Origin of the sequence: Paucihalobacter sp., from assembly GCF_036825875.1 — a bacterium.
Lineage (GTDB): Bacteria > Bacteroidota > Bacteroidia > Flavobacteriales > Flavobacteriaceae > Paucihalobacter.
Map to the genome: position 1 here is coordinate 1 of NZ_DAISXK010000060.1, position 12,719 is coordinate 12,719.

Consider the following 12,719-nt stretch of genomic DNA (forward strand, 5'->3'; position numbering starts at 1 on the left):
ACCCGAGATTCTTATCAGTATTTAAAGGCGCGGTCATCGAAATTAATAGAATTTGAAATCTCTGCACCAGACGAAGTGATTCACGTAAAACTGAACGAACCACTTTACAGTTGGACAATAGAAAATTTAGTGAAAAACGCTATTGATGCCATGAAAGGCAAAGGCAAGCTACAAGTTGAAATTGTAAAAGATCAAAAATTTGTTCATATTTTAGTAAGTGATTCTGGAAAAGGAATTCCAAGACATTTATTTAACACCATTTTTGAACCAGGATACACTAGCAAAAAGCGCGGTTGGGGATTGGGTTTGTCGCTTGCCAAACGCATTATTGAAGATTACCACAAAGGCAAAATAAAAGTAAAACATTCTGAAATAAATAAAGGGACTACGATGCAGATTTCTTTAAGGATATTATGATATTATTCAGGTTTTTTTACCAATTAGTTGAAGACAATCATCATTTTAATTAATAGAATCCTACAAAATAAATTAAACCAAAGGTTAAAATAATTGCTAATATTAACAGATAGAATTCTTTCCTTACTTGGGCTTTAGCCTTATCTCGAATTTCCGCTTTTATTAGTTCTAATTTTTCAACATCAATACTATTGAAATTATTCCCGGTTTCGCTATTGCAATTATGACTTTTCTTTAATTTGTTTCGCCAAATTTTGTTTTCTCGCCGCTCTATTTTTTTTCGTCGCAACTCTTTAAACCTTTCGTTGTGCGCTCTCAGCCTTCCGTATGATCCGTCTATGGGCATTATATTTAATTTATCTTCAAAGGTTAATACATCATTATAGAATTTAAAACATCGATAATAAGTAATGCTTTTCTTTTCATATTAAAAAATAGTCAACCTCTTACAAACAATCCGAAATATCATTAGCAATCCTTTTAAATTCTTCGGGTGCCAATGTTGTTTTGTGTGTGAATTTGGCATCATCCATAGTTCGTAACGGGATTAAATGTACATGCACATGTGGCACTTCAAGTCCAATAACCGTTAATCCAACACGCTTACAAGGCACTGCTTTTTCAATAGCTTTGGCAACCGTTCTTGAAAAAGCCATGAGTTCTAAATAAGTATCTTTATCCAAATCAAAAATTTTATCCACTTCTTTTTTTGGAATACACAAGGTGTGGCCGGGAGCATTGGGATTGATGTCTAAAAAAGCCAAAAAATCGCTGGTTTCAGCTATTTTATAAGAAGGTATTTCCCCTGAAATAATTTTTGAAAATATGGATGCCATAATAATGAAAGTATAGGTAGCTATAAATATAAAAAGATTCGCTCTTACGAACGAATCTTACGTTAATTATTTTTGGAATGAATTATCTTGAAATTTCTAAAATATCAAATTTCATAACCCCATTTGGCACTTTAATTTCGGCGGTATCACCAACCGATTTTCCTAAAAGACCTTTGCCAATAGGCGAACTTACCGATATTTTTCCTGCAGCTAGATTCGCTTCACTTTCGGCTACCAAAGTATAAGTTACTTCCATGCCATTGGTTTGGTTTTTTATTTTCACTTTCGATAATACCAAAGCCTTTGAAGTGTCTAATTGTGATTCATCTATCACGCGTGCAGTAGCAACAATTTCTTCTAACTTCGAAATTTTCATCTCCAACATTCCTTGTGCTTCCTTGGCTGCATCGTACTCGGCATTTTCACTTAAATCGCCCTTATCGCGTGCATCGGCAATGGCTTGAGAAGCTTTTGGGCGCTCAACATCTTTTAATTGGTTAAGTTCACTTTTTAACTTTTTTAAACCTTCTTCTGTATAATAGGATACTTTACTCATAATTTTGTCGTTTTAGAAAAACATAAAGCCACTAAACTTTATAAAGCAAAGTGGTTAATGCAAAAAATCCCGCTTGCACGAGATTCAGTATGCAAATATACAAAATATTATGATATGCTGTAATTTATTGTAAATTGCACGCGGTAAAAAATATAAAATGAAGCAGTTTTTAGTATTGGTTTTTAGCATATTACTTGTAGGTTGTAGCGACGACGATCGCATCAATAATTGCAATTTGTTGCTTAATGTTGGTGTTAATATTTCCATTAATTTAGACTTACCACAATACAGTCAGTTGCAATTTATAAGCAACTCTGTATATATTCCAAATCAAGGAAATGGCGGCGTCATTGTTACCAATGTTGGCACGGGATTACGTGCTTGGGACGCTTCCGACCCTAATGTGCAACCAAGTCAATGCTCTGTTTTACAAATTGACGGCTCGGAGGCAGTGAGTAGCTGTACCGAAGCCAATCGTTATAGTCTGTTTACGGGTCAGCCTTTAGGCGCCACCGACTTACAATGCGGTTTGAAAGAATACCGTGTATCGGAATCTGGTACTAATTCGTACTTGATCACCAATAATTAAAAAAGGCAGCTATCTGCTGCCCTTTTCTTTAAAATCTTAGTGTCGCTCCCAGCAGAAAATTAGTAATGGCTTGCGGATAAAATCCAACACCTTCTACCGTGCTAATCACACCAGGATTGGTGAAATCGTCATCAAAAGTGAAATAATATCCATTTGACACATACTTCCGATTAAATATGTTGTTTACCAAACCGGTTAGCACAATTTCTTTAAACACCGATTTTGGTGTAATGGTATAAGTCACATTAAAATCGTTCACAAAAAAGCTGTCTAATTTTGATACTTGTGCTTCGGTGTTGCTCATAAATTGTTCGCCAACATATTTGCTGAGTAAGGACATTTGCAGCTTGTTTGTAGGCTGATAAACCAAGGCATTCGCTGCCACAACATTGGGTGAAAATGCTATGTCAGTTTTTCCTAAGTTTAGCAATTCGCCATCAAACTCCGTAATGGTTTCTATGTTTTTATTAGAACTTAATGTGAAGTTTGGTTGAAGACTTATTTTATCTGAAAGTCCGATTACCGCTTCCAATTCTAACCCTAGTCGGTAACTTTCACCGCTATTGGTTCTGATGGGGTTTCCTACATTGTCTATATTTCCTGTAAACACTAACTGTTCGTTGTAAAGCATATAATAGGCATTGGCATTAAAGGTGAATTTTTTGCCTACATGACGCCAACCCAATTCAAAATCGTTTAACTGTTCTGGTTTGATGTTTTCGTTGTTTTCAAAATCGTCTCTACTCGGTTCGCGATTGGCACGTGCAATTGAAAAATACAAATTATTCCCATCGTTTAAATTATAAGAAACACCAGCCTTAGGATTGAAAAACGTATAATTTTCATCCACATTAAACAAGGTTAAATTGGAATTGATGCCCGAGGTTTGGTAATTCACATTTCGCACTTGCAAATCGCCGTACAAACTCAATTTTTCACTCAACTGATAATTAGCTTTTGAAAACACCGAAAAATCATATTTTAGAGCATTTCCCTCGTAATAACGATCTCTAATATCAGATTGAGAAGCAAAACGTACCCAAATCACTTCACCAAAATGATCGCCGTCATAATGACTGAACGAACCCCCGAAAATTAAATCAATGGTCTCATTTTTATAGTTTGCGGTTGCATTTAGCACATAAAAATCATTGTCTAACCAACGCCGTCTAATGAGGTCTGTGCTACTAACTTGATCTCCGTTAACAGTTAAGGGTTCAAAACCATAGGTTTCAAAATCGTCATCTTCTCTAAACTGTTCAAAAAAGCCGCGTCCATATGTATAATTCAAACCTAAATTTGCTGACCATTTATTATTAAAACGATGATTTATATGAAGCTGATAGTGGTCCTGCTTATAATCGTCAACTTCATTATCATAAAACTGCATTTCGCCATTTGCATCGGTATACATGCCTGCCGGATTAAAGGTGCGGTCGTTGGCCAAGGTCTCGGCATCTATCCCAAACCAAGACTGATACGTCACCTCTCTTCCACCAAAAATAATGGCTTTAATCAAGGTTTTATAACCCACATACGAACCTTGAAGAAAATACGATTTTAAATCGGTAGCAGCACGGTCGATATAACCATCGGAAGCGATGTTCGACAATCTGCCCGCAACTTCAAACTTATCGTTGAGCAAACCTGTACTAAATTTGAGGGTATGTTTGCGGGTATTAAAACTTCCAAAGGAATTAGAAATTTCCGCATTGGGCTCATACGAAACCGCATCGGTTAATACGTTAATACTCGCGCCAAAGGCTCCTGAACCATTGGTAGAGGTTCCTACACCACGTTGCAGCTGCAAACTTTCAACCGATGAGGCAAAATCTCCTAAATTTACCCAAAACGTTCCTAGCGATTCGGCATCGTTGTATGGAATTCCGTTAATGGTAACATTGGTAGATTGCGCACTAATCCCACGCACTCTAATTCCGGTGTAACCAACACCAGCGCCTGCATCGGAAGTGGTAACCACCGAAGGTAAAAAGTTAAGCAAGATTGGAATATCTTGACCTAAATTACGTTTGGCAATTTCCTTTTTTGAAATATTGCTGTGGGCAATGGGCGACTCTGCTGTTACACGAACAGCCTTTACTAAAACCTCATCTAAGATTTCAGTTTTAGTAGAATCTTGTTGTTTTTCTTGTCCGTAAATAGAACAAACAGTTAATAAAAAAATAAGAGTTGCAGCGCCAAGTTTTGAACCTAGGGCGCCAGATACACAAAGACATTTCATCTGATCATATACATTTGATGTTTTGGACAGATGGAATGCTTTACTAAGTACTGAGATTTGATTGGAATTTGTTAATAAGCATTTCATTCGTTAAAAATTAATTTAGCGAATAAAAAGAGGTCATTATTCTTGTGTTAATAATTGATTTACAACACACCAAAACGCGTTCATTGGCATGTAATTTCCTAAACAGCATTACCTGTTCCAGGTTCAACGGGTATGATCTCAGCCGTGTTTAGCTTGAAGAAAAAAACTTTAGTCTTCTAATTTTTCACTAAAAACAGCACCCCTTTATTGAGAACGCAACAAAGGTAAGAGAAATAATTTACGATATACAAAGTACGATATACGATTTTTGTAAAAAAATTTAATCAACTGGAGGTGGCTTTCTAAATGCTTTTTTATCAGATTGATCGCGCTTGGCCTTGAGTCTCTTTTTAATGGCAGATTTAGGGATTTTTGTCGCTTTTCGCTTTTTGGGTTTTACCAATCCTGATTTTATCAACTCTAAAAAACGCTCAATAACTATGGCTTTATTTTTATGTTGCGATCTGCTTTCCTCGCATTGCAATATTAAAATTTGCTCTTTTGTGAGTTTGGTTTTTAAGGTTTTGAGCAGTAATTCTTTTTGAGCTTCATCCAAAGCAGCAGAATTATTCAAATCAAAATAAAGTTCAACTTTAGAAGCGACCTTATTCACATTCTGACCGCCAGCGCCTGAGCTTCTAACGGCTTTAAATGTGAGTTCTGAAATGAGTGCTGTTGTATTCAAGTTTTTACTAGGAATTTATGAGGATAATGTATTTTCGAAATGTGTTTTTTTGCTCACTGATTTCACAGATAATCACAGATTTTTTTGCTATTGTAAAAAATTGTCGAATTTTCAAAAATCAATCAATTTTAACCTGATGGGTTGGTTTTAGTAAATCGTTTACCGTTTTCACAGGATTGAAGGTAATTAATGGCACTTCTACAAAAACAGTGTTCCAATAAGCCATACTGCCATTCCATAGTCCTGGTTTTTCCAAGGCTTTTAATTCTTTTCCTTCTTGTGTTTTCTTGGTTATAAATGCTGCGTTTGGATCAACAAAATCATGTAAATTATACTTTTTGCCATTGTGATTTTTAAGACCACAAACCAAATCAACTGGATTAAAATGCGTCGCTGATTTTAAGATGTTTCGTTGTTGTTTATTGTTTTTATCAATTTGTGCTGATTCAACAATTTGCAAAGACACTCTTCCGTTATCATCCTTAACCCAAAATGGGCCGCCACCTGGTTCACCTTCATTCTTAACCATGCCGCAAACCCTAATTGGCTTATTTAATTGACTTTGAAGGTATTCAATTTTATATTTTTCTGAATATTTTTCAAATTCCTTTGAAATATCAACATTCAATTCATTTTTTAAAAACTCTGCAACTTCAATAAGTGATTCTTCGGAAAATGATGATTTTTCCAATAATTTTTGATAGTTAAAAACCTTTTGCTGAATGTCTAGTAAAATGCCAGCTAATACTTTTTTATAAAGTGCTACTTCATCTTTATACTTCGATGTAACGACATTATCTATATTTTTAACGAACACGATATCAGCATTTAAATCATTGAGATTGTCAATTAACGCACCATGACCAGAAGGTCTGAACAAGATACTTCCGTCTGGATTTAAAAAAGGCTGGTTGTCGGGCGTAACTGCAATGGTATCGGTAGATTCCTTTTGATAGGAAAATGTAATGTTGAAGGTTCGTTCAGTAATCTCCATAACATTAGAAACTACCCGCTTAAACTCCTCTTTGAAATTACTTTCAAAATCTTCAGAAATCGTAAAATGAATATGAACCTCAGCGCCTTTTGAGACATAAAGCGCAGTTTCGTATAAATGTTCTTCAAAAGCGGTTGCGGTTTTATTATCTTTATAAAGATGAAAGGGTAACAAGCCTTTCGGATAATTACCATAATTTAGTTGCGATTCGTCCATCATGGTTTTGGCAAATTCTAAAACTTGTTGACTTTCATTCAAACTATTAAAATCAATTCCTTTTTTTGAAAGTTCTTGAAGTACTAAATGATAAAATGGAAATTTCTCCATTCCAATGCGGAAAATTGACAAATCCTTAAGCTTTTCTTGATTTATGAACGAATTAATAGATTGCTCCTCTATGTCATACTCTTTTAAAAACTTGTACAAAAACTTAAACATTCTGGTGGCTGCACCCGAAGCCGGCACAAATTTTAATACCTTAAGGTTTTTTGAATTGCGCTCAAAGTAGTCTCTGTAGTGATCTACATTATGACTATTCAATTTTTTTATACCATCGCCAATGGTAGCTGCCGAATGCAAATCAGCCGTTTGAGCACCTTTTTTAAATAGTGCTATTTGAGTATCAACTTCTCTTGGTGTTAAACCCTTTTGTTGTATTTGTTGTATGTCCTTTTCAGAATAAATCATGCTGTTCATTTTAATAATTTATCAATGTGCTTCACCGCCATTTTCAATCGTTCTTCCTTACTTCCCTTTAGTAACACATAAGGCTTTTCATGTTTAATTAAAACATGCTCAAAAGCTTTAAACATTGCTAAACGTTCTTCGGGTTTGTCTCGTAAGTCATCGGCTTCCCAAGGCGTATCAATATAGGTTAAAAAATATAAATCGTATTGGTTTTTTAAAGCATATTTTTCAAGCGTCGGATCGCAAATGCCGCCGTAATAGGTTTCGCTATACACTTTTGTTTCAAGTAAATCCGTATCGCAAATCAATACCGAGTCTGTTTTTTTTGCCAACCGATTTTCAAGCTGCATTTGCCCAATAGCAATGGGTAACAAATCGTGAGGCTCGCATGTTTTGCGTTCATTATTCCATTTATTTTGAAGGTATTCGCGCGCGTATTCTGGCACCCAAACAGAATTATAATAACGTGCTAGTTGCTGCGATAAGGTAGTTTTTCCAGTTGATTCTGGACCAAAAAGCACAACTTTTATACAGTTTGCGGGTTCTTGCTCAAGTAGGTATTCCATTGTCTATAACCTTGAATTGCTAATATGGTGAATATTATGTACTGTAAAGATAGTATTCCTAAACCGCGATAGGCATAAAGTGGTATGGTAATAATATCGGCAATAATCCATAAGGTCCAGTTTTCAATTTTTTTGTTGGCCATATACCACATCGCAGTGAAGAAAATTCCCGAGGTTAATATATCTATATAATTAGGAATTTCTAAAGTGTAATTGAAGGTTTTGTAAACCAAATGCGTTACAACTATCGTAATTAAAAACATGGCAACACCAATTATTTTTTCTTTGGAATTGGTTCGAGAAATTGGAACCAAAGCTTCGTTATTTCGTTTACGAGACCAGTTCCACCATCCATAAATACTCATTATAGAATAATAAAAATTCATCATCATATCACCCAAATAATCATTGATATACAATAAATAAACCGTTATAACGGTGCAAATAATTCCTGTCGGATACACCCAAATATTAACTTTTTTAGCATACCATACACTCAAAATTCCAAATACAAAAGCCACAGCTTCCAAAATAATTATATACCACGGACTTGCACGGTAGGCTTCAATAAAAAAATCAGAAATGTGGTTCATAATTGCGTCTATCGGTTTTAACGATTTTCATATAGAGCAATCCGCCTTCTATAAGTTCAAAAGCCTCTTTTATTTCAGTGTTGAGTACTGCCATTACGGTGTCGTAATCGCCGTATACTTGAGTACTCAAAGGGTTTTCAATCACTTTTAGGTTGGAGGCTCTTAATTTTTTTATAAAATGAATGATAGCAGGTTCGTAATTGTCCTGCAAAGGTGTGAGCGTTAATTCTACAGAAATTTTCATGTGTTATAAAACAGTTGATTTTAGTTATTATTTAAATGTGTTGAATACATCTTCATCCTCTTCAAAAGCGGTTCCAATAACCACCATATCACCTCCGGCCTGATAAGCAGAATCTAGCTGTGATTTACTTTTTATACCTCCACCAACAATAACTGGCACTTTTAAATCTTGCTTGACAGCTTTAATGATTTCCATAGGTATTGGATGTATAGCTCCACTGCCCGCTTCTAAGTATATTAATTTCAAACCTAAAAGCTCGCCAGCTTTGGCAGTGTCAGTGATTTTTTGAATATTGCTTCGCATAATTGGCATAGTTCCTGTGACCCTTTGAACAGCGGTTTCATTACCGTTTTCAATTAAAATGTAACCAGTGGGAATAATTTCAAGCTTTGAACCTCTCAGATTTTTTACTGCCTCCACATGTTTTCCAATTAAATAATCTGGATTATGACCAGAAATTAAGGATAAAAACAACAAAGCATTCGCCGACTGAGAAATTTGGGTCACGTCACCAGGGAAAAGGATTACAGGTAAGTTACTGTGCTGTTTAATTTCAATAACTACGAGGTCGGTTTTGTTGTCTTCAACCAAACTACCACCTACAAAAATATGGGTCGCTTGTGACGCATTTATTTTGCCAATACTTCGTTTTAATTGATTCAGTTGTACTTTATCAGGATCAATTAACACCGCTAAAAGTTTGTCTCCATTTGTGATACTTTTAATAATGTTTTGATATACTGAACTCATAAAAATAGGCAATTTTTAATGTTGACAAGCAGTCGCATAAGCACATGTGAATCCTTCAAATTCTAAAAAATGCGATACATATCTATACTTTCTACTATTATAATCAATCCAGGCAATGGTCTGATGATCCTCTAACATAAATGGCAGCACCAAAAAGTGCTCTCTAAATAACATTCCAGGCGTTGCAAACAGCTTGTAGAGGGATTCTTTTACGCCCCAAATAGTGGTTAGTTTTTTGATGTACTCGTAATCGTCCTTTTTCAGATACTGAAATTCATAATCAACAAATTTATGGGCTATGATGGCAATTTTTTCGCGTTGCTTTTCAATATCAATCCCAACTTCATAATCGCTAATAATCACTCCTGAAAATGTAAATGAATGCGTTATAGAAATGTGCTTTCCGTTTTTTAAATGCGGTTTTCCATTGGCCTTATAATACAAATCCTGATCAGTATAACCGAAGCTTCGCAGTAAATGTCTCACACTTAAAAATCCGCGCTGGTGCAAATCACTTTTCATTCCTAAAACACGATTTAAACTTTCGGGCTTTAAAGTTAGCGGCGTCATCAAATCGTTGTAGGATTCAGTAATCTTCCAAATTTTAACAGTTGTTTGTGAATCAGGCTGAATTGTTTTATAAAGAGGCATTTAGTATTCTCGATGTTATTATGTAAATTTGCACAAAATTGCTTAAAACAAATATACAATTATGAACACAAAAACACTTGCTTATGTTCCTTATAAGGTAAAAGACATGTCTCTTGCTGCTTGGGGACGCAAAGAAATTGAATTAGCTGAAGCAGAAATGCCTGGCTTAATGAGTTTACGTGAAGAATACAAAGACTCTCAACCATTAAAAGGTGCACGTATCGCTGGATGTTTACACATGACCATCCAAACTGCTGTACTTATTGAAACACTCATTGCGCTTGGTGCCGAAGTTACTTGGAGTTCTTGTAACATTTTCTCTACCCAAGATCAAGCTGCCGCTGCTATTGCTGATGCTGGTATTGCTGTTTATGCTTGGAAAGGCATGAAAGAAGATGAATTTGATTGGTGCATTGAACAAACCTTATTCTTTGGTGAAGACAGAAAACCATTAAACATGATTCTTGATGATGGTGGCGATTTAACCAATATGGTTTTTGATAAATATCCAGAATTGGTTTCTGGAATTAAAGGTTTATCAGAAGAAACAACAACAGGTGTTCACCGTTTATACGAACGTATGACCAATGGAACCTTACCAATGCCTGCGATTAACGTGAATGATTCTGTTACCAAAAGTAAATTCGATAACAAATACGGCTGTAAAGAGAGTGCAGTAGATGCTGTGCGTCGTGCTACAGATATCATGCTTGCCGGAAAACGTGTAATTGTTTGTGGTTATGGCGATGTTGGTAAAGGAACTGCGGCTTCATTCAGAGGTGCTGGTAGTATCGTTACTGTAACTGAAATAGACCCAATTTGTGCTTTACAAGCTGCTATGGACGGTTTTGAAGTAAAAAAATTAGAAACCGTTATCGCAACTGCCGATATCATTTGTACAGCTACAGGAAATAAAGACATCATTTTAGAAGATCATTTTAGAGGCATGCGCGATAAAGCCATTGTTTGTAATATTGGTCACTTCGACAATGAAATAGATATGTCTTGGTTGAACAAAAATTACGGTCATACTAAAGATGAAATTAAACCACAAGTAGACAAATATACTATTGAAGGCAAAGACATCATCGTTTTAGCTGAAGGTAGATTGGTTAACTTAGGTTGCGCAACAGGTCATCCAAGTTTTGTAATGAGTAATTCATTTACCAACCAAACCTTGGCACAAATTGAATTGTGGACCAACAACGAAGCCTACGAAAACAAAGTGTATATGTTGCCTAAACATTTAGACGAAAAAGTAGCGATGCTTCACCTTGAAAAAATAGGCGTTGAACTTACCGAATTGCGTAAAGACCAAGCCGATTATATTGGTGTTGCACAAGAAGGTCCGTTTAAACCTGAATACTACAGGTATTAAAAAACAACTTTCAAATTCCAAATTCCAAATCCCAAGTTCTAATGAATTTGGGATTTTTTTTAGGTTGAATCGTTAGCGTCACTTTAACCCAATTAAAAGCTATACCGCAGAGGTGCGCAGAGAAGCACAGAGTTGCGCGGAGTAATACTGATTATTTTATTTAAATCTGATTTAAAAAATGCAAATTGCAGGAAACAATTGTCTGGGATTTTTTAATACTTAACAATTTGATAATTCAGTTGCGGATAACATAGTCCTAAAATCGTCGATATTTGATTGATTAAACAAACTTCCTACCAAACACGCGTTTTATGAAAATCCAAACCAACCTTACTTTAGCTTTTTGTTGTTTATTGAGTTTTTACACTTGCAAAAGAGAGAAACCAACGCAAATTGTTGATACAAAACTTCAAGTGATGCATCCACGTGTTACCTGGACGGAAAAACCTTCTGAACATGCTATTATTTCATGGACGAGTACACTTTTAGGCGAAGAAAATTATGTGGTATACGATACGGTTTCTGATTTAGATAATGATTCCGCTTTAAAATTTAATAGTTCTAAAGACGGGAAAATATTCATGAGAAAAATGGATTATGCCGAGGGTGTCCCAGAGGCCTACTATCACCATGCCGAATTAAACAATCTAAATCCATCAACTACCTATTACTTTAAATACTGTACAGATAATAGCTGTTCCGATACTTACAATTTTATCACAGCGCCAGATAAAGACCAACCGTACGCATTTATTTCCGGAGGTGACTCTCGTTTGGGAGGCGAAAAACCACGATTCGCAGGAAGAACCCCTTTAGTTGAAAGAAAAAAAATGAACCAAATGATTGCCAAAATGACCGAAGAAGATCCTTCTATCATGGCTTTTGCACACGGTGGTGATTATTGCACTACCGCAGATTGGCGACACTTATATTATTGGTTCGAAGACCACACACTCACCATCACAAAAGACAACCGTATTTTGCCATTAATCATCACAAGAGGCAACCACGAGCATGAAATAGGGTTTCTGGAAAATTTTTGGTTGGGTGAAATCACCAACGAATACAGTGACGGCTATTTCTTCATGACACAAATCACACCCAGTTCAGCTTTAATTACGCTCAACACGGAAACCAGTATGGCTGGTGATCAATTAGAATTTTTAGAAGAAGTTTTAGAAGCACATCGCGTTAAGAACAACTGGATGTTTGTCCAATATCACAAACCTGCTTATCCTGCAGTGAAAGATTACGACCGTGAAGATTTTTATCATGTACGTAAGTACTGGGTGCCATTATTCGAAAAATATAAAATTAGTTTGGCCTTAGAATCAGATGGACATTCCCTTAAAAAAACTATGCCAATTTTAAATGGGAAAATCGATCCAGAAGGCATTATTTACATCGGTGAAGGCGGATTGGGTGTTCCTCAAAGAAAACCATT

Annotated in this window: 14 protein-coding genes; 4 read left to right on the top strand and 10 right to left on the bottom strand. The window is 35.7% G+C overall.

Going from position 1 to position 12,719, the window contains the following annotated elements; translation table 11 throughout:
* The coding region (locus V7Z48_RS12530; RefSeq protein ID WP_334113903.1) for an ATP-binding protein at positions 1–417 on the top strand (417 nt) is incomplete at its 5' end.
* A gap of 446 nt (positions 418–863) precedes the next feature.
* Here the strand turns inward: V7Z48_RS12530 and V7Z48_RS12535 are convergent.
* Together V7Z48_RS12535 and greA are read right to left on the bottom strand one after the other, a co-directional pair.
* Positions 864–1,253, bottom strand: coding sequence for an HIT family protein (locus tag V7Z48_RS12535; protein ID WP_334113905.1), 390 nt, complete (start codon positions 1,251–1,253; stop codon positions 864–866).
* Positions 1,254–1,335: 82 nt separating this feature from the next.
* Positions 1,336–1,809, bottom strand: a complete 474-nt coding sequence (gene greA / locus V7Z48_RS12540) for a transcription elongation factor GreA (RefSeq protein WP_334113906.1) — start codon at positions 1,807–1,809, stop codon at positions 1,336–1,338.
* Positions 1,810–1,966: 157 nt separating this feature from the next.
* On the opposite strand from greA, the gene V7Z48_RS12545 reads away from it, so the two are divergent.
* Entirely contained in the window at positions 1,967–2,398 is a 432-nt protein-coding gene (locus tag V7Z48_RS12545; RefSeq protein ID WP_334113907.1) for a hypothetical protein, read from the top strand.
* Between the two features lie 28 nt (positions 2,399–2,426).
* On the opposite strand, the gene V7Z48_RS12550 is transcribed toward V7Z48_RS12545, so the two are convergent.
* From V7Z48_RS12550 to V7Z48_RS12585, 8 genes are all read right to left on the bottom strand, one after another.
* Positions 2,427–4,640 carry a TonB-dependent receptor gene (locus V7Z48_RS12550; RefSeq protein ID WP_334113908.1) on the bottom strand — a complete coding sequence of 738 codons (2,214 nt, stop codon included), beginning with the start codon at positions 4,638–4,640 and terminating at the stop codon, positions 2,427–2,429.
* Between the two features lie 367 nt (positions 4,641–5,007).
* Positions 5,008–5,412, bottom strand: a complete 405-nt coding sequence (gene arfB, locus V7Z48_RS12555) for an alternative ribosome rescue aminoacyl-tRNA hydrolase ArfB (protein ID WP_334113910.1) — start codon at positions 5,410–5,412, stop codon at positions 5,008–5,010.
* A 118-nt stretch (positions 5,413–5,530) separates the two neighbouring features.
* Positions 5,531–7,093 carry a DUF4301 family protein gene (locus tag V7Z48_RS12560; protein ID WP_334113912.1) on the bottom strand — a complete coding sequence of 521 codons (1,563 nt, stop codon included), beginning with the start codon at positions 7,091–7,093 and terminating at the stop codon, positions 5,531–5,533.
* Positions 7,094–7,098: 5 nt separating this feature from the next.
* Positions 7,099–7,659: an ATP-binding protein gene (locus tag V7Z48_RS12565; protein ID WP_334113913.1), complete on the bottom strand. Its 561-nt coding sequence runs from the start codon at positions 7,657–7,659 to the stop codon at positions 7,099–7,101.
* Positions 7,620–8,252 carry a nicotinamide riboside transporter PnuC gene (gene pnuC, locus V7Z48_RS12570; protein ID WP_334113914.1) on the bottom strand — a complete coding sequence of 211 codons (633 nt, stop codon included), beginning with the start codon at positions 8,250–8,252 and terminating at the stop codon, positions 7,620–7,622. Before pnuC ends, V7Z48_RS12565 begins: the two co-directional genes overlap by 40 nt.
* Complete coding sequence (locus V7Z48_RS12575) at positions 8,236–8,496, bottom strand: hypothetical protein (RefSeq protein WP_334113916.1); 261 nt, start codon at positions 8,494–8,496, stop codon at positions 8,236–8,238. The genes pnuC and V7Z48_RS12575 overlap by 17 nt, the downstream gene beginning before the upstream one ends.
* 27 nt (positions 8,497–8,523) lie before the next feature.
* Positions 8,524–9,246 carry a geranylgeranylglyceryl/heptaprenylglyceryl phosphate synthase gene (locus V7Z48_RS12580; protein WP_334113917.1) on the bottom strand — a complete coding sequence of 241 codons (723 nt, stop codon included), beginning with the start codon at positions 9,244–9,246 and terminating at the stop codon, positions 8,524–8,526.
* 15 nt (positions 9,247–9,261) lie between these two features.
* Positions 9,262–9,897 (bottom strand): 4'-phosphopantetheinyl transferase family protein, encoded by a 636-nt coding sequence (locus V7Z48_RS12585; RefSeq protein ID WP_334113918.1) that lies wholly within the window; start codon positions 9,895–9,897, stop codon positions 9,262–9,264.
* A 61-nt stretch (positions 9,898–9,958) separates the two neighbouring features.
* On the opposite strand from V7Z48_RS12585, the gene ahcY reads away from it, so the two are divergent.
* Together ahcY and V7Z48_RS12595 are read left to right on the top strand one after the other, a co-directional pair.
* A complete protein-coding gene (gene ahcY, locus V7Z48_RS12590; protein WP_334113919.1) occupies positions 9,959–11,275 on the top strand; it encodes an adenosylhomocysteinase in 1,317 nt (438 codons plus the stop codon).
* Positions 11,276–11,586: 311 nt separating this feature from the next.
* On the top strand, positions 11,587–12,719 hold a 1,133-nt coding region (locus tag V7Z48_RS12595; RefSeq protein ID WP_334113920.1), incomplete at its 3' end, for a metallophosphoesterase family protein.